22 protein-coding genes and 2 pseudogenes are annotated in these 21,315 nt (G+C 68.1%); 4 read left to right on the top strand and 20 right to left on the bottom strand.

Features of this window, described 5'->3' with window-relative positions; all coding sequences use genetic code 11:
• Positions 1-160: 160 nt before the first annotated feature.
• The 4 genes from AC1DYP_RS08310 to AC1DYP_RS08325 form a co-directional block, all read right to left on the bottom strand.
• Positions 161-1,138, bottom strand: a complete 978-nt coding sequence (locus AC1DYP_RS08310; RefSeq protein WP_477035840.1) for a beta-ketoacyl-ACP synthase III — start codon at positions 1,136-1,138, stop codon at positions 161-163.
• A complete protein-coding gene (gene plsX / locus AC1DYP_RS08315) occupies positions 1,135-2,226 on the bottom strand; it encodes a phosphate acyltransferase PlsX (protein WP_477045932.1) in 1,092 nt (363 codons plus the stop codon). Before plsX ends, AC1DYP_RS08310 begins: the two co-directional genes overlap by 4 nt.
• 113 nt (positions 2,227-2,339) lie before the next feature.
• Complete coding sequence (locus AC1DYP_RS08320) at positions 2,340-2,894, bottom strand: YceD family protein (protein WP_477045933.1); 555 nt, start codon at positions 2,892-2,894, stop codon at positions 2,340-2,342.
• The gene (locus tag AC1DYP_RS08325) at positions 2,879-3,409 is read right to left on the bottom strand and encodes a ubiquinol-cytochrome C chaperone family protein (RefSeq protein ID WP_477045934.1); all 531 of its coding nucleotides are present in this window, start codon (positions 3,407-3,409) and stop codon (positions 2,879-2,881) included. The genes AC1DYP_RS08320 and AC1DYP_RS08325 overlap by 16 nt, the downstream gene beginning before the upstream one ends.
• 121 nt (positions 3,410-3,530) lie before the next feature.
• Between AC1DYP_RS08325 and AC1DYP_RS08330 the strand changes: the two genes are divergently transcribed.
• Complete coding sequence (locus AC1DYP_RS08330) at positions 3,531-4,016, top strand: outer membrane protein assembly factor BamE (protein ID WP_477035844.1); 486 nt, start codon at positions 3,531-3,533, stop codon at positions 4,014-4,016.
• 172 nt (positions 4,017-4,188) lie between these two features.
• Positions 4,189-4,761 carry a response regulator gene (locus AC1DYP_RS08335; protein WP_477035845.1) on the top strand — a complete coding sequence of 191 codons (573 nt, stop codon included), beginning with the start codon at positions 4,189-4,191 and terminating at the stop codon, positions 4,759-4,761.
• Here AC1DYP_RS08335 and AC1DYP_RS08340 read toward each other — a convergent pair whose 3' ends face one another.
• Positions 4,762-6,546, bottom strand: coding sequence for an SLC13 family permease (locus AC1DYP_RS08340; protein WP_477045935.1), 1,785 nt, complete (start codon positions 6,544-6,546; stop codon positions 4,762-4,764).
• Between the two features lie 202 nt (positions 6,547-6,748).
• On the opposite strand from AC1DYP_RS08340, the gene AC1DYP_RS08345 reads away from it, so the two are divergent.
• A complete protein-coding gene (locus AC1DYP_RS08345) occupies positions 6,749-7,120 on the top strand; it encodes a hypothetical protein (RefSeq protein WP_477035847.1) in 372 nt (123 codons plus the stop codon).
• A 78-nt stretch (positions 7,121-7,198) separates the two neighbouring features.
• Here AC1DYP_RS08345 and AC1DYP_RS08350 read toward each other — a convergent pair whose 3' ends face one another.
• The 8 genes and pseudogenes from AC1DYP_RS08350 to glyA all read right to left on the bottom strand — a co-directional run bounded on the left by AC1DYP_RS08350 (position 7,199) and on the right by glyA (position 14,180).
• On the bottom strand, positions 7,199-9,337 hold the full coding sequence (locus AC1DYP_RS08350; protein WP_477045936.1) for a sodium-translocating pyrophosphatase: 2,139 nt from the start codon (positions 9,335-9,337) through the stop codon (positions 7,199-7,201).
• A 251-nt stretch (positions 9,338-9,588) separates the two neighbouring features.
• A complete protein-coding gene (locus tag AC1DYP_RS08355) occupies positions 9,589-10,119 on the bottom strand; it encodes a hypothetical protein (protein ID WP_477045937.1) in 531 nt (176 codons plus the stop codon).
• Positions 10,120-10,190: 71 nt separating this feature from the next.
• Positions 10,191-10,292, bottom strand: a pseudogene (locus AC1DYP_RS08360) (hypothetical protein); the annotation flags it as partial.
• On the bottom strand, positions 10,277-11,425 hold the full coding sequence (thiL, locus tag AC1DYP_RS08365; protein ID WP_477035850.1) for a thiamine-phosphate kinase: 1,149 nt from the start codon (positions 11,423-11,425) through the stop codon (positions 10,277-10,279). The pseudogene AC1DYP_RS08360 and the gene thiL, both read right to left, overlap by 16 nt.
• The gene (gene nusB, locus AC1DYP_RS08370) at positions 11,334-11,795 is read right to left on the bottom strand and encodes a transcription antitermination factor NusB (protein WP_477035851.1); all 462 of its coding nucleotides are present in this window, start codon (positions 11,793-11,795) and stop codon (positions 11,334-11,336) included. The genes thiL and nusB overlap by 92 nt, the downstream gene beginning before the upstream one ends.
• On the bottom strand, positions 11,792-12,256 hold the full coding sequence (locus tag AC1DYP_RS08375) for a 6,7-dimethyl-8-ribityllumazine synthase (RefSeq protein ID WP_477035852.1): 465 nt from the start codon (positions 12,254-12,256) through the stop codon (positions 11,792-11,794). Before AC1DYP_RS08375 ends, nusB begins: the two co-directional genes overlap by 4 nt.
• A 114-nt stretch (positions 12,257-12,370) precedes the next feature.
• Positions 12,371-12,844, bottom strand: a complete 474-nt coding sequence (nrdR, locus tag AC1DYP_RS08380) for a transcriptional regulator NrdR (protein WP_056444757.1) — start codon at positions 12,842-12,844, stop codon at positions 12,371-12,373.
• A gap of 31 nt (positions 12,845-12,875) precedes the next feature.
• The gene (gene glyA, locus AC1DYP_RS08385) at positions 12,876-14,180 is read right to left on the bottom strand and encodes a serine hydroxymethyltransferase (protein WP_477035853.1); all 1,305 of its coding nucleotides are present in this window, start codon (positions 14,178-14,180) and stop codon (positions 12,876-12,878) included.
• A 212-nt stretch (positions 14,181-14,392) separates the two neighbouring features.
• On the opposite strand from glyA, the gene AC1DYP_RS08390 reads away from it, so the two are divergent.
• Positions 14,393-14,830, top strand: a complete 438-nt coding sequence (locus tag AC1DYP_RS08390; protein WP_477045938.1) for a Ros/MucR family transcriptional regulator — start codon at positions 14,393-14,395, stop codon at positions 14,828-14,830.
• 40 nt (positions 14,831-14,870) lie between these two features.
• Here the strand turns inward: AC1DYP_RS08390 and hemA are convergent, their stop codons facing one another.
• The 7 genes and pseudogenes from hemA to AC1DYP_RS08425 form a co-directional block, all read right to left on the bottom strand.
• Positions 14,871-16,097 (bottom strand): 5-aminolevulinate synthase, encoded by a 1,227-nt coding sequence (gene hemA, locus AC1DYP_RS08395; RefSeq protein WP_477045939.1) that lies wholly within the window; start codon positions 16,095-16,097, stop codon positions 14,871-14,873.
• Positions 16,098-16,275: 178 nt separating this feature from the next.
• Positions 16,276-17,172 carry a 3-hydroxyisobutyrate dehydrogenase gene (mmsB, locus tag AC1DYP_RS08400; RefSeq protein WP_477045940.1) on the bottom strand — a complete coding sequence of 299 codons (897 nt, stop codon included), beginning with the start codon at positions 17,170-17,172 and terminating at the stop codon, positions 16,276-16,278.
• 179 nt (positions 17,173-17,351) lie between these two features.
• Complete coding sequence (locus AC1DYP_RS08405) at positions 17,352-18,086, bottom strand: class I SAM-dependent methyltransferase (protein ID WP_477045941.1); 735 nt, start codon at positions 18,084-18,086, stop codon at positions 17,352-17,354.
• Positions 18,071-19,041, bottom strand: a pseudogene (locus tag AC1DYP_RS08410) (enoyl-CoA hydratase/isomerase family protein); the annotation flags it as partial. The pseudogene AC1DYP_RS08410 and the gene AC1DYP_RS08405, both read right to left, overlap by 16 nt.
• Positions 19,038-19,655 (bottom strand): histidine phosphatase family protein, encoded by a 618-nt coding sequence (locus tag AC1DYP_RS08415; protein WP_477045942.1) that lies wholly within the window; start codon positions 19,653-19,655, stop codon positions 19,038-19,040. The pseudogene AC1DYP_RS08410 and the gene AC1DYP_RS08415, both read right to left, overlap by 4 nt.
• Complete coding sequence (locus AC1DYP_RS08420) at positions 19,652-20,014, bottom strand: DUF6968 family protein (protein ID WP_477045943.1); 363 nt, start codon at positions 20,012-20,014, stop codon at positions 19,652-19,654. Before AC1DYP_RS08420 ends, AC1DYP_RS08415 begins: the two co-directional genes overlap by 4 nt.
• Positions 20,011-21,150 (bottom strand): isobutyryl-CoA dehydrogenase, encoded by a 1,140-nt coding sequence (locus tag AC1DYP_RS08425; RefSeq protein ID WP_477045944.1) that lies wholly within the window; start codon positions 21,148-21,150, stop codon positions 20,011-20,013. The genes AC1DYP_RS08420 and AC1DYP_RS08425 overlap by 4 nt, the downstream gene beginning before the upstream one ends.
• Positions 21,151-21,315: the final 165 nt, after the last annotated feature.

Genomic DNA, 21,315 nt, shown 5'->3' on the forward strand with positions numbered 1-21,315 from the left:
CTAAAGCGCCCGCGTCCGACAAGGCGGAGCCCCGTGTTTCCGCAACGCGCCCTCATCAACTCAAGCCTGCATGCCGCGATTATCGCATGGAGTCAAAGGCTGAGCGCCAAGACTTGAGACGATAGCGCAAGCTAGCGGCCCAAAACAGCCAAGCTTGGCCTTAAAGTCGCAGAACGCAGGCGCCCCAGGTCAGTCCGCCGCCCATCGCCTCGAGCAGCAGCAGCTGGCCCGGCTTGATCCGGCCGTCGGCGATTCCTTGAGCGAAGGCCAGGGGGATCGAGGCGGCCGAGGTGTTGGCGTGCAGGGCGACCGTCGAGATCACCTTGTCCTCGTCGATGCCCACGCGATGGGCCACGCCGGCCAGGATCCGCTGGTTGGCCTGGTGCGGGATGAACCAGTCGACCTCGGGGATCGTCACGTTCGCCACCGCAGCGGCGGCGTGGATCGCCTCGGAGATGTTGATCACCGCGTGCTTGAACACCTGGTTGCCCAGCATGCGCAGCTTGCCCACCGTGCCCGTGGTCGACGGACCGCCGTCGACATAGAGCAGCTCCTGCTTGGTGCCGTCGGCGCGCAGGGCGAAGCCCAGAACGCCCTGATCGGCCGTGGTCCCCTGCCCTTCGCGCGGCTCCAGCACCACCGCCCCGGCCCCGTCGCCGAACAGCACGCAGGTGCCGCGGTCGGTCCAGTCCATAAGCCGGGTCATGGCTTCGGCGCCGATCACGATGGCGCACTTGGCGTGGCCGCGGGCCACGAAGCCGTCGGCGACGCTGAGCGCATAGACGAAGCCCGAGCACACGGCCTGGACGTCGAAGGCGATGCCCACCGGCGCGCCCAGCTTGCGCTGGACGATGGTGGCGGTGGCCGGGAAGGTCATGTCCGGCGTGGTGGTGGCGACGATGATCAGGTCGACGTCGGCGGCGGTCTTGCCGGCCCGCTCCAGCGCCTGCTGCGCGGCGCGGAAGGCCAGGTCCGAGACCGGCTGGTCGTCGGCCACCATGTGGCGCTGGCGGATGCCCGTGCGCTCGACGATCCAGGCGTCGCTGGTGTCGACGGTTTCGGCCAACTGATCGTTGGTGACGATGTTGTCCGGCAGATAGGCCCCGACGCCGGTGACGGCGCTACGAATTACGCTCACTCGGAAGCTCCCTGGCCCTCGGCGCCCGACGCGCCATCAGCCGTTTCTTCTTCTGCGCCGGCGTTGAGGCCGGTTTCGGTCAGTCGCTTCAGATTGCGGTCGATCTCGGCCGAGAAGTCGCTGCGGGCCAAGTCGACCGCCACGCGGATGGCCGAGGCGTAGCCGATGGCGTCCGCCCCGCCGTGGCTCTTGACCACGATGCCGTTGAGGCCCAGCAGCGGGCCGCCGTTGACCCGGCCGGGATCCAGGCGCCGGCGCATCTTCTTCAGCGCGCCCGAGGCGATCACCGCCCCCAGCATGGCCAGCGGGCCCGAGGTCAGGGTCGAGCGGATCTCGGCCGCGAAGAACCGGGCCAGGCCCTCGGCGGTCTTCAGGGCGACATTGCCGGTGAAGCCGTCGGTGACGACCACGTCGACCGTGCCCTTGGCGATGTCGGTGCCCTCGACGAAGCCGCGATAGTCGAAGTCCAGCTTGGTTTCCTTGAGGATGGCGTGCGCCTCGCGCACCTCCTCATGGCCCTTCTGGTCCTCGGATCCGACATTGAGCAGGCCCACGGTCGGACGCTGCGAGCCGTGCACCGCGTGGTGGAAGGCCGCGCCCATGATCGCGAACTCGATCAGTTGCTTGGCGTCGCTCTCGACATTGGCGCCGACGTCGAGCACGGCCGAGACGCCCTGCATGGTCGGCCAGCTGGCCACGATCGCCGGCCGCTCCAGATTGGCGCCCATGCGCAGGATCAGCTTGGAGATCGCCATCAGGGCGCCGGTGTTGCCGGCGGAGACGCAGGCGGCGGCCTCGTTGTTGCGGATCGCCTCGACGGCGTTCCACAGGCTGGTGCCCTTGCCCCGGCGCATGGCCTGGGCGGGCTTCTCCTCCATCGAGATGGCCTTGTCGGTGTGGCGCACCTCGCTGACGGCGCGGGCGGCCGGGGACTTGGCCAGGCAGGCGTTCAGCTGGACTTCGTCGCCATGCAGCAGGAAGCGGACGTCGGGCAGGTTCTTAGCGGCGAGCGCCACGGCGGGGACGATCACGGACGGGCCGTGATCCCCGCCCATGGCGTCGATCGAAATGACTACGGGGTGAGGCACGAGGCGCTATCGGCTCCTGTAGCGGCGCACCGCCCGTTCAAAAGGGGGCGTGGCAAGGCGGCGGGACGATACAGCCGCGAGAATATCACGCAAGCGGAAGGAATCGGCCATTTTCAGCCCTCCTCGCCCCCGGCGTCGGGGTCGCTCTTCAGCTTTTTCAGGGCGGCGAAGGGCGAAAGATCCACAGGTTCGGCCGGAGGTTGAAAAACCGCGCCCGGCTTGCGGGGGAACGGATCCAACTCCAGGGCCAGATGCTCGATCACATAGCCGGAGACGTCGATGGTCTCGCCCTCCAGCACGTCGGGGGGATCGTCGCCCTCCGGATCCAGGCCCAGTTCGCCGCCGGCGTCGTCATCCGGGGGCGCGTATTCGCTGTCGGCGGGCAGGACGTGGACGCTGAACCGCGATTCGACCGGCTCCTCGAATTCGTCGGCCGAGACGCTGCACACCTGGGTCACCCGGGCGCGGATCAGGCCCGAGACCTCGGCGCCGTCCATCCAGGGTCGCAGGAAGACTTCGGCGGTCAGCGATTCCAGCGAGACCAGGCCCAGGGTCTTGGCGATCTCGCGGCGCGCGGCTTCGTCCGGTTCGAATCGCAGATCGACTCCGCCGCGGACCCGGCCCAGGACGATGGCGCTGGGCCAGGGATCGATCACGCCTTCGGCCATTGGGCCTCTCCTTGCAGCAGGGTCTCGAGCGGCTGGGCCGCCAATCGGTCGCGCGCGGCGACCACATAGTCCGTCAGGCCGGCCAGGTCGCCCTCGCCGCGCTCCTCGAAGGCCGTGCGGGCCAGGGCGGCGCTGAGCACCGAGCGGTCGGGCAAGGCGCCGGCGGCCTCGTCGAACGCCTTGAGGCGGCCGTAAGCCGCGCCGACCAGCTTCTTCATCTTCTTGCCGACGGCGGTGTCGGACACGCCGATCTCGCGGAAGGCGTCGTCCAGGCCGCGCGTATAGGCGTTGAAGGTCTCCTGCGAGACCTCGGCCGCCGAGTCGCCCTGGGCCTTCAGCCGCTCCAGCAGCAGCGCCACGTGCAGGGTGAACAGCTCGAACCGCCCCTCCATCGAGTCGTGCACGCCCATCTGGGCGTAGAAGACGGGCGAGCGGGCCTGAGCCGCCGCCGAGGCATACAGTTTGCCCCCCGCCGCCTTGGCGGGCCTGGGTTTGAGCAGCCGGTCCAGAAACATCACACTCGCCTCGATTTCGCCGCGACACGGAACTAGTTAGCCGTTCAATCCACGCGGACCATTGAACTAAGCCCGCGCGGGCGATAGGTCAAAGTCAGCCTGCTTAGGTTCCGGAGCCTCAATGTTTCGTCCTGCCGTTCTCGCCGCCGCCGTCATCGGCCTCGCCGCCGTCGCCGGGGGCTGTACGCCGCTGACGAGCTATTCGGGCTTCCAGGCCATCGAAGCCAAGCCCGCCGACATGAAGATCGGCGAGGACAGCAAGTCGACCGTGACGGAAAAGCTGGGCTCGCCCTCGGCCACGTCCACCTTCGACCAGAACGCCTGGTACTACATCTCGCAGACCACCGACCGCGTGGCCTTCTACAAGCCGCGGGTGATCAAGCGCGACGTGGTGGCGATCAAGTTCAACCCGGCCGACGAAAAGGTCGCCTCGGTGGACACCTACACGCTGAAGGACGGCAAGGTCATCGCCTACAACGGCCATGAGACCCCGACCCGCGGTCGCGAGATGACGATCCTCGAGCAGCTGCTGGGCAACGTCGGCCGTGGCGGCATGCTGCCTCAGGACGACGACACCCCCGGCAACCGTCCGCAGGACCGCCGCTAGGCAGCTCCCCCCCCCGGGGAAGCTCCGCCGTACGGTTCGTTAAACATAAGCGGCTGAATTTCCGCGACAATTTGTCATCGCGTCAACGGTTTCTAAACGACGATCAGTACAATCTCTGGAAGCAAGGCTCCGACGGCGTATCGTGGCGCCGCGACTTCCGGGGGGATGACAGTTGAGCGCGCCCGATCTGCGTCCGTTGACGGTGCTCATCATCGACGACAACGAGCCGATGCGCGAGATCATCGCCACGGTCCTGAAGTCATTGGGCATCCGCAAGATCTTCGTGGCCAGCGACGGCGTCGAGGCGCTGAAGATCGTCACCGAGCGCGAAGTCGACATCATCTTCACCGACCTGATGATGCAGCCGGTCGACGGCCTGGCCTTCATCCGCTGGGTGCGCACCTCGCCGGCCAGCAGCAATCCCTATACGCCGATCATCATGGTCACCGGCCACGCCACCCGCGCCAGCCTCGACGAGGCCCGCATGGCCGGCGTCACCGAATTCCTGGCCAAGCCCCTCACCGCCCGCGGCGTGCTGCACCGGGTCAACGAGGTGATCAACAACCCGCGCGACTTCGTCCGGACCAGCGTCTATTTCGGCCCCTGCCGCCGCCGCAAGATCGACCACGACTACAATGGCCAGGAACGGCGCGGCGCCGCCGAGACGGCCGAAGCCCAGGTCTTCACCGACGCCGACGGCCAGGTCTCCCCGGAGCCGATCCTCAATCCCGAAGACGTCTACTGATCATCTGCCCGCGAACGGCCAGACCAGCGCGATCAGGCTGGGGGCGACCACCAGGATCAGCACGGTGAGCGGCGCGCCCAGCCGGGCGTAGTCGCCGAACCGATAGCCTCCGGGCCCCAGCACCAGCGTGTTGCACTGGTGGCCGACCGGGGTGAGGAAGTCGCAGCCCGCCCCCACCGCCACGGCCATCAGGAACGGATCCGGGCTCAGCCCCAGATGCTTGGCCAGGCCCAGGCCGATCGGGGCGACGATCAGCACCGTGGCGGCGTTGTTCAGGAACGGCGTGGCGGCCATGGCCACCGCCATCATCGCCGTCAGGGTCAGCAGCGGCGGCAGGCCGTGGAACGCCCCCGACAGCCAGCCGGCGATCAGGTCGGTGCCGCCGCTGGCCTGCACCGTATCGCTGACCGGGATCAGGGCCGCCACCAGCACCAGCACCGGCGCGTCCAGCGCCGCGTAGGCCTCGCGCATCCGCAGGGCCCCGGTGGCGACCACCACGACCGCGGCCGCGAAGAAGCCCCCGGCCACCGGCAGCACCCCGAAGGCCACCAGCAGCATGGCCACGGCCAGGACGGCGGTCGGCAGCAGGGCGTGGCGCATGCCGCCCAGGCGCACCTCCCGCTCGGCCAGCGGCAGGCAGCCCAGGGCCTGCAGGGCCGTCGGCAGCTTCTGTTCGGCGCCCTGCAGCACCAGGATGTCGCCGGCCTTCATCCGCACCGTGGCCAGGCGTCCGGCCATGCGGTAGCCGGCGCGGCTGACGCCCAGCAGGTTGACGCCGTAAGCGTGGTTCAGGGTCAGGCTCTTGGCGGTCTGACCGATCAGGTCGGACTCCGCGCCGATCACCGCCTCGACCACCCGCACCTCGTCGGTCGGCTCCTCCATGACGACGGGGCGGTCGGCGTCGGTCAGTTTCAGCCGAGCTTTGACGATCAGCTCGTTCAGCTCCTGCTGCTGGCCCTCGAGCAACAGGACGTCGCCCGGCAGGAGCTTGCGGTTGGGATGCGGCGAGGCGATCCGGCGACGGCCGCGCAGCAGCGCCACGACGGCCACCGCCCGGCCCGCCGCCTTCCTCAGGTCGGCCACCCGCGACTGCTCGAACGCCCAGCCTTCCGGAATCTCGACCTCGGTGACATAGGCGTTGGCCGCCAGGGCCGCGTCGATGTCGATGGCCGCCGCGCGCCCCTTGGGCAACAGGCGGTAGGCGAACGACAGATAGAGGATCGCCAGCACCGCCAGGGTCCCGCCCACCGGCATGAAGTCGAACATGGCGAAGGGCTTGCCCAGGGCCTCCTGCCGCACTTCCGAGACGATGATGTTGGGCGAGGTGCCGACCAGCACGGCCAGGCCGCCGACCAGCGAGCCGAACGACATCGGCATCAGCAACCGGCCGGGCGACACGCCGGTGTTGCGGGCGATGCGCAGGGCCGACGGCATCATCAGCGCCAGGGCCCCGACGTTCTTGGTGACCATCGACAGCAGGGTCGTGGCCATCGACAGCACGGGGACCTGGGTGCGCTCGTCCTTCAGGTGCGGCAGCAGCGGCGCCATCAGGGTGTCGACCAGGCCCGAACGCGAGATGGCGGCGCTCAGCACCAGGGCGCTGGCGATGATCACAACGATGTCGTTGGAAAAGCCGTCGAAGGCCGACTTGATCGGGATCAGTCCGAACACCACCCCGACGGCCAGGGCGCCCAGGGCGACCAGATCGTAGCGCCAGCGCCCCCAGATGAAGCAAAGCACAGTCGCGCCGATCAGACCGAAGGACAGTCCCTGCTGCAATGTCACGCGTCGTCGCCCCGCCCAGGCCCACAAGCTTGGCCCGGTGAGACAACGGCCGCGACCAGGTTCCGTTCACCCTTCCTGCGACCACCCGCCACATGAACGGAACATAACCGCGGGCTCGGGGAACGTTCAGGCGAGGTAGCGCTTTATGGCCTCCATCGGACGCGTCGGGCGCCCGACAGATTATCGTCGGAGACTAAACACCATGAAGCGCACTCTTCTCGCCCTGGCCGCCCTGGCCACCGTCGCCGCCGCCCCGCTGGCCGCCCAAGCCGCCCCGTGGCAGACCATCAACCAGCGCCAGGCCACCCTGGATCACCGGATCGACCAAGGCGTCCGCAACGGCTCGCTGACCCGCTCGGAAGCCATGCGCCTGCGCAGCGAGTTCCGCTCGATCAGCCGCCTGGAAGTCACCTATCGCCGGTCGAACGGCCTGTCGATGCGCGAGCGCGCCGACCTGGACGCCCGCTTCGATCGCCTGAGCCGCCAGATCAAGATCGAACGTCGCGACCGCGATGACCGCCATGATCGTCGCGACGACCGCCACGATGACCGTCACGACGGCCGCCGCAGCTAAACATACGACCTGACCCACAAATGAAAACGCCCCGGAGGGAAACCTCCGGGGCGTCGTCATGTCAGACTGGTGGTTCGATCAGACGCCGTGGGCCAGGACCGCCAGCAGCAGCAGGGCCACGATGTTGGTGATCTTGATCATCGGGTTCACGGCGGGACCCGAGGTGTCCTTGTAGGGGTCGCCGACGGTGTCGCCGGTGACGGCGGCCTTGTGGGTGTCGCCGCCCTTCTTGTGCAGGACGCCGTCCTTGTCGGTGAAGCCTTCCTCGATCACCTTCTTGGCGTTGTCCCAGGCGCCGCCGCCGCTCGTCATCGAGATGGCCACGAACAGGCCGGTGACGATCACGCCCATCAGCATGGCGCCCAGCGACGCGAACGCGTCGACCTTGCCGGCGATGGCCTTGATCACGAAGAACAGCACCACCGGCGAGACCACCGGCAGCAGCGACGGCACGATCATCTCGCGGATCGCCGCCTTGGTCAGGATGTCCACGGCCTTGCCGTATTCGGGCTTGGTCTCGTAGGTCATGATGCCCGGGTTCTCGCGGAACTGGCGGCGCACCTCGGCCACGACCGCCTCGGCCGCCCGGCCCACGGCCGTCATCGACATGCCGCCGAACAGGAAGGGCAGCAGCCCCCCGAACAGCAGGCCGACCACGACATAGGGGTTGGACAGGTCGAAGGTCACCGGACCCATGCCGTCGAAGAAGCTGCCCGCCTCGGCGTGGGCCGAGAAGAACTTCAGGTCTTCGGTGTAGGCGGCGAACAGCACCAGGGCGCCCAGGCCGGCCGAACCGATGGCGTAGCCCTTGGTGACGGCCTTGGTGGTGTTGCCCACGGCGTCCAGGGCGTCGGTGGTGACGCGGACTTCCGGCGGCAGGCCGGCCATTTCCGCGATGCCGCCGGCGTTGTCGGTGACGGGGCCGAAGGCGTCCAGGGCGACGATGAAGCCGGCCAGGGACAGCATGGTGGTGGTGGCGATGGCGATGCCGAACAGGCCCGCCAGGTTATAGGTCACCAGGATGCCGACGATGATGGTCAGGGCCGGCAGGGCCGTGGATTCCAGCGACATGGCCAGGCCCTGGATCACGTTGGTGCCGTGACCCGAGACGCTGGCCTGGGCCACCGACTTCACCGGACGGAAGTTGGTGCCGGTGTAGTATTCGGTGATCACCACGATGGCGGCGGTGACCGCCAGGCCGACCAGGCCGCAGTGGAACAGGTCGGCCGCGCCGAACGTCTTGGCGCCGACCGTGACGGCCTCGGGCACCAGTTGGAAGATCACCCAGCCCACGGCCGGGATCGACAGCGCGCCGGTGACGATCAGGCCCTGGTAGAGGGCGCCCATGATGTTCTGCTTCTTGCCCAGGCGCACGGCGAACGAGCCGATGATCGAGGTGACGATGCAGACCGCGCAGATGGCCAGCGGCAGCAGCATCATCGACGACACCGCTTCGGTGCCGCGGAAGAAGATCGCGGCCAGCACCATGGTGGCGACCGTGGTCACCGCATAGGTCTCGAACAGGTCGGCGGCCATGCCGGCGCAGTCGCCGACGTTGTCGCCGACGTTGTCGGCGATGGTCGCGGCGTTGCGGGGGTCATCTTCCGGAATGCCGGCCTCGACCTTGCCCACCAGATCGCCGCCGACGTCGGCGCCCTTGGTGAAGATGCCGCCGCCCAGACGGGCGAAGATCGAGATCAGGCTGGCGCCGAAGCCTAGCGAGACCAGCGAATCGACCACCACGCGGTCGGTGCCGGCGTGGCCCGTCTGCAGCAGGATGGCGAAGTAGCCCGCCACGCCGATCAGGGCGAAGCCCGCCACCAGCATGCCGGTCACGGCGCCGGAGGTGAAGGCCATCGACAGGCCCTTGGCCAGGCTCTCGGACGAGGCCTGGGCGGTGCGGACGTTGGCCCGGACCGAGATCAGCATGCCCGCGAAGCCGGCCGCGCCCGACAGGATCGCGCCCAGGGCGAAGCCGACCGGCTGTTCCCACGACTTGAAGAAGAAGCCCAGCAGGGCGATGACCACCACGCCGACGATGGCGATCGTCGTGTATTGGCGGTTCAGATAGGCCTGGGCCCCTTCCTGGATCGCCGCGGCGATCTCCTGCATCTTCGCATTGCCGGGCGAAGCCCGCATCAGAGACGCCGTCTGCACGGCGCCGTACAGCACCGCCAGCAGTCCGGCCCCTATGGCCACGTAAAGCCAAGAACTCATCGGTAAGTCGCCCTCTTTCGCGTTTCAATCACGAGAGGGTCGTCGCTTCGACAGGACTACGATCGAAGAGACCGCCCCCGGCCGCACGACGGGCGGGCCTATGGCCTCATGCCCCCTCGATGCTCCCTGATGGCGTCGTTAAGACGCCAAGGCGAGGACAGTGCCAAATGACCGGCGGGTGTCAACCGATTGCAGGAACGGCGTTCACCTGGGCGCGCGGACGCCCGGAGGCTGTAGAGCCGGCGCGGCGCCTAGGGAACGAGGTTGGGGTCGCCCGCCGGGGCGGTGCTGGGCGCCGGCTTGACGGGCGTCCCGGGCTTGGCGGGCGGCGGGACGAAGTTGCGCGGCGTCTGCTTGACGACCGTCACCAGCGCCACCTTGCCCGGCCCGATCAGGCCGTTGGTCTCGCGCAGGATCGAGGCCTTCAGGCGGGCCTCGTCGAGGGCGACATAGCTGTCGGAGCGCACGAACGGCTTGCTGTGGGCCTCGCGGACGATGGCGTCGCGCAGCTGCGGCTCCTTGCCCTCGAAGATCGTGGTCGGCACGCCGGGCTTCAGGGTGATGGTCGACTGCAGGAATACGTAGTTGACCAGCTTGCCGCCGGCGATCACCGGCAGGGCCATCGACTGCAGCTTGATCACCGGATCGGGCGCTTCCTCGCCCTCCCCTTCCTTGCCGCCCTTCTTCTCCTTCTTGGCCGACCGCGCCAAGGCCGGCGTCGCCAGCAGAGCCAGCGAGGCGGTCAGGAAGGCGCGGCGGGCGAGGGACGAAGGACGGATCATGCCCGCCTCTTTAACCAACAAGGCTTGAGGTTTGGTTTCCGGCGACGCCGTGCGTCCTTCGAGGCCCGCTACGCGGGCGCCTCAGGATGAGGAGCGTTTGCACGGAATTCCTCATCCTGAGGTGCGAGCCGCAGGCGAGCCTCGAAGGACGCACGGTCTAACCGTGCAGCCAGCCCAGACGTTCGGGCGTGATGTCCTTGCCCTTGAACAGGGCGCAGATCCCCTCGCCCTCCACGAACTCGCCGATGTCGCGGACGGGGACGCCGGCGGCCATGGCGGCGGCCTGGAAGGCGGCCACGTCGGTGGGATCGACGGCGCAGACGATCTCGTAGTCGTCGCCGCCCGAGGCCAACGACATCCGGGCCTCGCCGGCTTCCGGCTGGGCGCCCAGCCAGTGGCGGGCGCCGGGCGACAGCGGCAGACGGTCCAGGTCGACATTGACCCGCAGGCCGCTGGCCTTGGCCACGTGGGCCGCGTCGGCCAGCAGGCCGTCGGAGACGTCGGCGGCGGCGCGGGCGTAGGCGCGCAGGGCGTCGCGGATGGCCAGGCGCGGCGGCGGCAGGCGATAGCGCCGCACCAGGCCGCCGTCCGGATCCTCGACCTCGCCCCAGTGGGCCAGCAGGCCCAGCCAGCCGTCGCCGATCGTGCCGGAGACCATCAACCGGTCGCCGACCCGGGCGCCCTTGCGCAGCACGGCGTCGCCGCTGGGCACCCAGCCCAGGAAGGTGGCCGAGACCACCATCGGGCCCGAGGTGGTGACCGTGTCGCCGCCCAGCAGGTTGATGTCGTAGAGTTCGCCGTCCTCGGCCAGGCCGCGCGCGAAGGTCTCGCGGTCGGTCAGGGTGGTGCCCGAGGGCCAGCCCACCGCCAGGAAATAGCCGTAGGGAACCGCGCCCTTGCCCGCCAGGTCCGACAGGTTGGTGCGCAGCAGCCGCTTGGCGATGACATCCAGGTCCTCGCCGGCCAGGAAGTGCACGCCGGCCACCATGGCGTCCTTGGTGATCACCAGGTCGTAGCCGGGGCGCGAGGGCAGCACGGCCGCGTCGTCCAGCAGGTTCAGCGCCGCGGCGTCGCCACGGGTCAGCGGCCGCAGCAGCCGCTCGATCAGGCCGAATTCGTCGACGGGCGGCGCGGCGGCGGGCGTCGCGGCCTCGTCGAACCACGCATCGTCGACCGCCGGCGCTTCCGCCGTCGGCTCGTCGAACCAATCGTCGTCAGCTTCTGGCGTCACGCGCGATGGCGTCCAGGGCGCCGTTGATGAAACCGGATTCCGGTCCCTCGAAGAAGGATTTGGCGATCTCGACATATTCGTCGATCACGACCTCTTTGGGCACGTCGGGGCGATGCATCAGCTCGTAGGCTCCCGAGCGCAGCACCGCGCGGGCGGTCGCGTCCAGACGCTCCAGCTTCCAGCCCGAGGCCAGTCGCCGGACGATGGCCTGGTCGACAGCGGCCTGGTGGGCGACGACGCCCTTGGCCAGTTCGGCGAAGAAGGTCTCGTCGGCCTGGGCCAGGCGGTCGGTGTCGGGCCCGTCGACGTCACGGTCGAAGCGATGCTCGGAGAATTCGCGGACCACCGCGTCGACGCCAACGCCGGACTGCTCCATCTGATACAGGGCCTGGACGACGGCCAGGCGGGCCACCGAGCGCGGCTGGATGCGATCGCCCCGGCTCATCGGGCTTGTCCCATCAGTTGACGCTTCAAACCCACGATCTCCAAACACTGCTGGGCGGCCTTGCCGCCGCGATCGCCTTCGGAAACGCGGGCCCGGCTCCAGGCCTGGTCCTCCTCGTCGACGTTGACGACGCCGTAGCCGATGGCCAGGCGCTTGCCGAACGACAGGTCGTTGAGCCCGCGCGCGGTTTCGTTGGCCATGACTTCGGAATGATAGGTCTCGCCCCGCATGATGACGCCCAGCGCCACGAACCCGTCATAGCGCACGCCGACGGGCCGGTGACCAGCCTCCTCGGCCAGGGCGATGGCGGTGGGGATCTGCATCGCCTCGGACACGGTGATCACGTCGTACTCGGCGCCCTGGGCGTCGATCGCCTGCGCCGCACCTTGCAGCAACGCGTCGGAAAGCCCCGAATAGCGCCGGGCCTCCACGATCAGCAGGCGAATCTTGTCTTCCACCATAGTCCTTAGAATTCTCCTCGACGGGACCGGTCACTTCGCACCAAACGGCGCCGTCGCCAAATCGAATCGTCGTCCCGGCGGCCTGCGCCGCCGAAACCGAATCATAGAATGCGCCTATAGCTCGTCTTCGGCGACGTCGCTCAGACCTTCCTGCCCAAGAAACTTTGCAAAATCGCTAGTTTCCCGGAAATCGCGATAGACCGAGGCGTAGCGGACATAGGCGACGTCATCGAGCGACTTCAGCGCCTTCATCACCATCTCGCCCACCGCCGAGGACGGCAGCTCGGTCTCGCCCTGGCTTTCCAGCTGGCGGACGATGCCGTTGACCATCCGCTCGACCCGCTCGGGATCGACCGGGCGCTTGCGCGTGGCGATCGAGATCGAGCGCACCAGCTTCTCGCGGTCGAACGGCGAGCGCCGCCCCGAACGCTTGAGGATCGTCAGTTCGCGCAGTTGCACCCGCTCGAAGGTGGTGAAGCGGCCGCCGCACTCCGGGCACAGCCGACGACGACGGATGGCCGCGCCGTCTTCCGACGGGCGGCTGTCCTTAACCTGGCTTTCCATGTGGCCGCAGAACGGGCAGCGCATGATCTAGGCCCTCCCGACCGCGATTGGCCTATTAGTTGTAGATCGGGAACCGGGCCGTCAAGGCCAGGACTTCCTCGCGCACCTTGGCCTCGACCTCGGCGTTGCCGTCGGGACCGTTGGTCGCGAGACCGTTGACGACCTCGCCGATCAGCTGGCCGACGCGGGTGAACTCGGCCGTGCCGAAGCCGCGGGTGGTGCCGGCCGGGGTGCCCAGGCGGATGCCCGAGGTCACGGTGAACGGCGCGGTGTCGAACGGCACGCCGTTCTTGTTGCAGGTCATGTGGGCGCGCTCGAGGCTGTGCTCGGCGTCGCGGCCGGTCACGCCCTTGGGCCGCAGGTCGACCAGCATCAGGTGGCTGTCGGTGCCGCCCGAGACGATGTTGACGCCCTGGGTCTGGAGGGCTTCCGACAGCGCGCGGGCGTTGTCGATCACCTGCTGGGCGTAGGCCTTGAAGGCCGGCTGCAATGCTTCTCCGAACGCCACGGCCTTGGCGGCGATCACGTGCTCCAGCGGGCCGCCCTGCAGGCCGGGGAACACCGCCGAATTGACCTTCTTGATGATCGCCTCGTCATTGGTCAGCACCATGCCGCCGCGCGGACCGCGCAGGGTCTTGTGGGTGGTGGTGGTGACCACGTGCGCGTGCGGGATCGGGCTGGGGAACACGCCGCCGGCCACCAGGCCCGCGAAGTGGGCCATGTCGACCATCAGATAGGCCCCGACCTCGTCGGCGATCTGGCGGAAGCGGGCGAAGTCGATCTGGCGGCTGTAGGCGCTGCCCCCGGCGATGATCAGCTTGGGCTTGTTGGCCTTGGCCACCTCTTCGACGGCGTCGTAGTCGATCAGTTGGTCCTGCTGGCGCACGGTGTAGGACACCGGCTTGAACCACTTGCCCGACTGGTTGGCCGGGCTGCCGTGGGTCAGGTGGCCGCCGGCGGCCAGGTCCATGCCCAGGAAGGTGTCGCCCGGCTGCAGCAGCGCCATGAACACCGACTGGTTGGCCTGCGAGCCCGAGTGCGGCTGGACGTTGGCGAAGCCGGCCCCGAACAGCGCCTTGGCGCGCTCGATGGCGATCGTCTCGATCTCGTCGACATATTCGCAACCGCCGTAGTAGCGCTTGCCCGGATAGCCCTCGGCGTACTTGTTGGTCAGGATCGAGCCCTGGGCCTCGAGCACGGCGCGCGAGACGATGTTCTCGGACGCGATCAGCTCGATCTGGTTCTGCTGGCGGTTCAGCTCCAGGCCGATGCGATCGAAGATGTCGCGGTCGGCCGCCGCCAGGTCGGCCCCGAAGAAAGCGCTCTGGTCGGCGGTGATGTTGTTGGCCGGTGCGGTCATGGACGCTCTCCTGGGGCTGGGAGACTGGAAGGATGTGGTCGGTTCGGACTCGGGCGGAGTTCGGTCGCGCTCTCTTTACCCCCCTTCGCGCCGCGATCAATCCGGGAACCTCGTCCCAAGCCGAAGCGTTGCGAAGGGACCCGCGCCAGTACAGCTGGCGCAGCGGGCGTTTTGACGATTCCGAGCAGATCGAAAGACAGGGCGGGACGAGTATGGCGACGGCGTACGGTGAGGCGGAAACCAACGACAACGACGTCGATATCCTGGGCCTCAGTGCTGGAATCGTCGCGGCCTACGTGGCCCAGAACACGGTGGCGCGCACGGCGATCCCCGAGCTCATCAAATCCGTCCACGGCGCGCTCTCGGCGCTGGGAACCACGCAGTCCGAACAGCCCGCCGAACGCGGCAAACCGGCGGTGCCGGTCTCGCGCTCGGTGCAGCGCGACTACATCGTCTGCCTGGAAGACGGCAAGAAGCTGAAGATGCTCAAGCGCTACCTGCGCACGCACTACGACATGAGCCCCGAGGAATACCGCCGCAAATGGTCGCTGCCCGGCGACTATCCGATGGTCGCCCCGGCCTATGCCGAGCGTCGTTCCGACTTCGCCAAGTCGATCGGCCTGGGCAAGGGCAAGATGCGGGGTCGGTAGGTCGATTTCGAAGAAGCGGGCGTCCTCTTAGGTTTAGGTCTTAGGCGGCGTGGCCGCCCATGCGGGCCACGTTGCAGTGGGCCCACAGCTTTTCCATCGCCCCGACCAGCTTGCGCATCATGTCGTCGGTGTGGAACGGCGTGGGCGTGAAGCGCAGGCGCTCGGTGCCGCGCGGCACGGTCGGATAGTTGATCGGCTGCACATAGACGCCGTGGTCGGCCAGCAGCATGTCGCTGATCAGCTTGGTGTGGACGGGGTCGCCGACCAGCACCGGCACGATGTGGCTGTCGTTCTCCATCACCGGCAGGCCGGCGGCCTTGAACATCGCCTTCAGCGTCTTGGCGCGCTCCTGGTGGGCCTCGCGGACCTCCGGGTGCTGCTTGAGATACTTCACGCTGGCCAGCGCCCCGGCGGTCAGGGCCGGCGGCAGCGAGGTGGTGAAGATGAAGCCCGAGGCGACCAGGCGGATGGCGTCGACCACCACGGCGTCGCCGGTGATGTAGCCGCCCATCACCCCGAACGCCTTGCCCAGGGTGCCTTCGATGATGTCGATCTGGTCCATCAGGCCGTCGCGCTCGGCGACGCCGCCGCCGCGCGGGCCGTACATGCCCACGGCATGGACCTCGTCCAGATAGGTCATGGCGCCGTACTTCTTGGCCAGGGCCACGGTGCCGGCCATGTCGGCGATGTCGCCGTCCATCGAATAGACGCTCTCGAAGGCGATCAGCTTGGGCGCGTGCGCCGGCGCGGCGATCAGCAGCTCTTCAAGGTGCGCCAGGTCGTTGTGGCGGAAGATGTGACGCTCGCAGCCGCCGTTGCGGATGCCGGCGATCATCGAGGCGTGGTTCTGGGCGTCCGAGAAGATGATCAGGCCCGGCAGGATCTTCTGCAGCGCCGACAGGCTGGCCTCGTTCGAAACGTAGCCCGAGGTGAACAGCAGGGCCGCTTCCTTGCCGTGCAGGTCGGCCAGCTCGGCCTCCAGCTCGACATGGTGATGATTGGTGCCCGAGATGTTGCGCGTGCCGCCCGAGCCCGAGCCGTGCTGGTCGATCGCCGCGTGCATGGCGTCCAGCACCACGGGATTCTGGCCTTGGCCGAGATAATCGTTCGAGCACCAGACCACGATGTCGCTCTCGCCGCCGTCCGGACGGGTCCAGGTGGCGCGCGGGAAGGCGCCGCGATGACGCTTCACGTCAGCGAACACCCGATAACGGCCTTCGTCGCGGATCTGGTCGACGACGCTGCTGAACGCGGCTTTGTAGTCCATGGTCACTTCACCCGACGGACTTTGACGAGTCCCATCGGTCCCTTCTCAAGGCTCGGCTTTTCGCACCAGCGACGCGCCCTGTCCACATAAGGGCGTATACCTAGCGATAGATATGACGCGAATGGACGCGCCGCCTTCGCGAATGAACAGCTAAAAGAGAACTCTCGCTCCGAGTGTGTCAATTAAGCTCGGCTATTTTTCCGCGAAGCATCTGCAGCACCGCCGAGAAGTCCTTGTCGCCGAATCCGTTGCCGTCGAACAGGGCGTAGAGGGCCTCGGCCTGGGCGCCCATCGGGGTGGAGGCGCCGGCCTTGGCGGCGGCCTCCTGGGCCAGCTTCAGGTCCTTGAGCATCATCGCCGTGGCGAAACCGCCCTCGTAGTGGCGGTCGGCGGGCGTGGCGGGGCCCACGCCGGGGACCGGACAGTAGGTCGAGACCGACCAGCACTGGCCGGACGACTTGCTGGCGATCTCGAAGAAACGATCAGCGGCCAGGCCCAGCTTCTCGGCCAGGGCGAAGGCCTCGCAGGTGCCCAGCATCGAGATGCCCAGCAGCATGTTGTTGCAGATCTTGGCCGCCTGCCCCGCTCCTTGGTCGCCCGCGTGGATGGTCGCGCGCGACATCGGGGCCAAGGCGGCCTCGACGGCCGCGAAGTCCGCGGCGTCGCAGCCGACCATGAAGGCCAGCGTACCAGCCTCGGCGGCCATGACGCCGCCGGAGACAGGCGCGTCGGCGAACCGGAAGCCCGCCGCCCTCGCCTGCCCGGCCACGGCCCGGGCGCTCTCGACGTCGATGGTCGAGCAGTCGATCAGCAGGGCCGACTTGGGCGCGCGGGCCAGCACCTGCTCGCCATAGACGCTGCGAACGTGAGGACCGGCCGGCAGCATGGTGATCACCACCTCGGCGTCCGCGACCGCCTCGGCCACCGAACCCGCCGCGTGGCAGCCGGCCGCCACGGCCTTCTCCAGCGCCGCCGCCGACAGGTCGAAGGCTCTCACGTGATGCTGGGCCTTGGCCTGGTTGGCGGCCATGCCGCCGCCCATGTTGCCCAGGCCGATGAAGGCGATGCGGGTCATGCTTGCTACTCCCTGCAAATGCGAACCGCGCCTCATGGGCGCGGCTCTTATCGTTGCGCTTAGTTCATTGCGTCCTTCGAGGCTTCGCTTCGCTGCGCACCTCAGGATGAGGAATTCAGCAACAGCCTACCTCTTCCTGAGGCGCCCGCGCAGCGGGCCTCGAAGGACGCAAAGCGCCTCTACCGCGCCCCGGCCGGCTTGCGGAACTTGTAGATGAACTGGTCGGTCTTGCCGCGGATCGACGGGTCGAAGACGCTGAGCTTGCGGGTGTCGGACGGGTCGCGCAGCACGCGGCTCTCGCCCTCGAAGATGAAGCCGGCGGCGGTCACTTCGCGCTTAACCGCCTCGGCGTCGATGCGGTGCAGGGTTTCGGTGTCGCGCAGGCCCGAGCCGGGCTCGGCCGAATGGTCGACGACCAGATAGACGCCGCCGGGCTTCAGGGCCTTGAACACCTGGCGGTTGACCACGGACAGGTCGGCCGGGCCCATGAACTTGTCGTGCATGTCGTGGTAGTTCTGGGCGGTGAACACCAAGTCCAGCTTCTCGGGCGCGTTGAAGCTGGGCAGCGTGTTGAGGATCACCGACACGTTCCTGTAGGCCGGATCGGCGGCGATGGCCTTCACGGCCGGCTCGCGCTTGGCCAGCTTGGTCAGCTCGTCGGGCACATAGGCGTAGACGTGGCCGCGCGGCCCGACGGCCTTGGACAGGATGCGGGTGAAATAGCCGCCGCCCGGGATCAGGTCGGCGACCTTGGCGCCCGGCTTGACGCCGGCGAACGACAGGGTCTGGCCCGGCAGGCGGTTCTCGTCGCGCACCATGTCGGCGGCGGGACGATTGGGATCGGACAAGGCCGCGGCGATGTTGGCCGGAACCGCGGCGGGCGCGTCGGCCGCCGGCGGCGGCGGGGGCTCCATCGGACCCATGGGAGTCGTCGATGATCACCGCGCGGACGCCTTCGATGAAGTCGTGCCTGCGAACGACGCGCGAGCCGATCCGGTATTCCATGGCCATGTTGTCGGCGAAATCGGTCATCGCTTCCCCCGCCTCAAGCTGCCGGAAGGCGACCTTCAGGGTCTGGGGCGACTTGGTTTTCATGGTGGCCAGCTGGGCCTTGCCCCAGTCGCTGCTGTCAGCTTCCAGGAATTCGAAGATCTGCTCGACGCTGTCGCCGACGAACAGGCGGTTGAGGTCCTGCTCGAAGCTGACCAGCGGCGCCTTGCCGGCGTCGGCGCGGTACTTCTTCAGCGTGTCCTCGATGCGGCGCGGGTCGGCGATGATCGCCTTCTTCAGGCCCTCGATGGCGCCGAACTCGACGAAGTGGGTGGCGATGCCCAGGCGCAGGCAGTCCGCGCCCTTGATCCGCGCCCCGGTCAGGGCCAGCCACAGCCCCGCCTTGCCCGGCAGGCGCGGCAGGTACCAGCCGCCGCCCACGTCGGGGAACAGGCCGATGCCGGTCTCGGGCATGGCGAAGGTCGTGCGCTCGGTGGCGATCCGGAAGTGGGCCGGCATCGAGATCCCGACGCCGCCGCCCATCACCACGCCGTCGAGGATGGCCACCACCGGCGTGTCGTAGGTGAACAGCAGGTGGTTCAGCTGGTACTCGGTGTGGAAGAAGGCCCGCGCCTCCTTGGCGTCGCCCGCCCCGCTGTGGGCCAGCATGCGGATGTCGCCGCCGGCGCAGAAGCCGCGCTCGCCCGCATGGTCGATGATGACCATGTAGATCTCGGGATCCTCCTGCCAGTCCAGCAGGGCGGCGATCATGATCTCGCACATGGTCTGGGTCAGGGCGTGCAGGGCCTGGGGCCGGTTCAGCGTCAGCCGGCCGACGTTTTTCTGAACGCGGACAAGGACTTCGGGTTGATCGGTCATACGGTGTCCTTGGCGAGTTCAGGGTCTTCGACCGGCTCGCAGTCAAAGCGATCCAACTGGCCGGCGTGCAGTCGGTAGAGGGCGTCCTGCGGCACGTCCAGCTCCAGAACCTCGGCGGGCGACAGGCCGGCATAGGCGCCGCGCAGCAGGCGGCCCGCGATGCCGTGGCTGACCACGATCAGCCGCCGCTCGGGCTCCGGAGCCTGCTCGGAGAGCCAGTCGGACACCCGCGCCATCACCTGGTCGTAGGTCTCGCCGCCCGGCGCCGCGAAGAACCAGGTGCGGTCGGCGAACAGTTCGGGACGCTCGCGCTCCAGGTCGGAGCGCAGCAGACCCTCCCACTCGCCGACGGTCAGCTCCATCAGCCGGTCGTCGAACTCGACCGGCAAGCCCAGCTTGGCGCCGATGATCCCAGCGGTGTCCCGCGCCCGCCGCAACGGGCTGGCGACGATCCGCCAGGGCCGGTCGGCGTCGCGCTGGACCAGGTCACGCAGCAGATCGCCCATTGCGCCCGCCTGGGCCCGCCCTAGCGGCGTCAGGTCGGACTCGCACTGACCCTGCAGACGATGCGCGCGGTTCCATTCGGTCTGGCCGTGGCGGCAGAGATAGATCACTTGGCTTTGAACCTGGCTTTTCGAGCCGCAACGTCTTCCGCGACCACGTCCATGTAGGGCAGACCGAGATCGTCGTCCTCGTCGAACCAGTAAGCGGGAATATCACCGACCAGAAGATCAGCGGCGACCCGTTGCATGGCCAGGACCAGCGCTTGCGCGGAGTCGACGCCACAGGCCCTAAAAGCCCTAACACCGCCGTCCGCCCTGGTGATCGTCCCGCGACACTCCCAATCGCCTTCCGGGTGCGGCTCGGGGATGAACCACCGGCAAAGCAACGGCTGGGCCGCGCCGTCGATAACGATCTGAAAGGTCCGCTCGCAGGCGACGCCTTCCGGTAACGGGGCCTCGACCTCCCTCACTGGCGGAACATCTCGCGCGCTATGATCACCCGCATGATCTCGTTGGTGCCTTCCAGGATCTGGTGCACCCGCAGGTCGCGGACGATGCGCTCCAGCGGATAGTCCTGCAGGTAGCCGTAGCCGCCGTGCAGCTGCAAGGCGTCGTTGGCCACCTGGAAGCCGGCGTCGGTGGCGAAGCGCTTGGCCATGGCGCACAGCTTGGTGGCCTGGGGATCCTTGTTGTCCAGGGCGTGGGCCGCGCGGCGAACCATCAGGCGGGCGGCCTCCAGCTCGGTGGCCATGTCGGCCAGCTTGAACTGCAGCGCCTGGAAGTCCTTCAGCGGCTTGCCGAACTGCTTGCGGGTCTCGAGATAGGCCTTGGCGGTGTCGAGGGCGAACTGGGCGCCGCCCAGCGAGCACGAGGCGATGTTCAGCCGCCCGCCGTCCAGCCCCATCATGGCGAACCGGAACCCCTCGCCCTCCCCGCCGATCCGGTTGGCGACCGGCACGCGGCAGTCGTCGAAGTTCACGGCCGCCGTCGGCTGCGAATTCCAGCCCATCTTGCGCTCGTTGGCGCCGAAGCTGAGGCCGGGCGTCCCCTTCTCGACCACGAAGGCCGAGACGCCCTTTGCGCCGTCGACGCCCGTGCGGGCCATGACCACATAGACGTCCGACACCCCGCCGCCCGAGATGAAGGCCTTGCCGCCGTTCAGCACGTAGTGGTCGCCGTCCAGCCGCGCGGTCGTGCGCATGCTTCCAGCATCAGACCCAGAGCCCGGCTCGGTCAGGCAGTAGCTGGCGATCAGCTCCATGGTCGTCAGGCGCGGCAGGTAGCGCTGGCGCAGCTCGTCCGAGCCGAACCGGTCGATCATCCACGACGCCATGTTGTGGATGGTCAGATAGGCCGCGGTCGGCACGTCGCCGTAGCTGAGGGCTTCGAAGATGATCGAGGCGTCCAGACGCGACAGGCCGCTGCCGCCGACGTCGTCCTGGACATAGATGCCCGCGAAACCCAGGGACGCAGCCTCGCGCAGCACATCAACCGGGAAGTGTTTCTTCTCGTCCCACTCGGCCGAATGCGGGGCAAGGCGTTCCGCCGCGAAGCCGGACGCCATGTCCTGGATAGCGCGTTGATCGTCGGTAAGCGCGAAATCCATGCGCGATATCCTCCCAAGCGGGGCAGAGTGAACCCCTCGCCTTCTTGGCCGCTGACGTGCCGCGCGCCGACGACTGTGTCAATCATATCCCACTCGGTGACTTTGAATGCTGCAACGCGCAAAAAGCGGGAACGAAATGTCGCACCGCCCTTGAACCACCGCGTC

The sequence above is a fragment of the Caulobacter sp. P1_D6 genome (genome assembly GCF_056406095.1).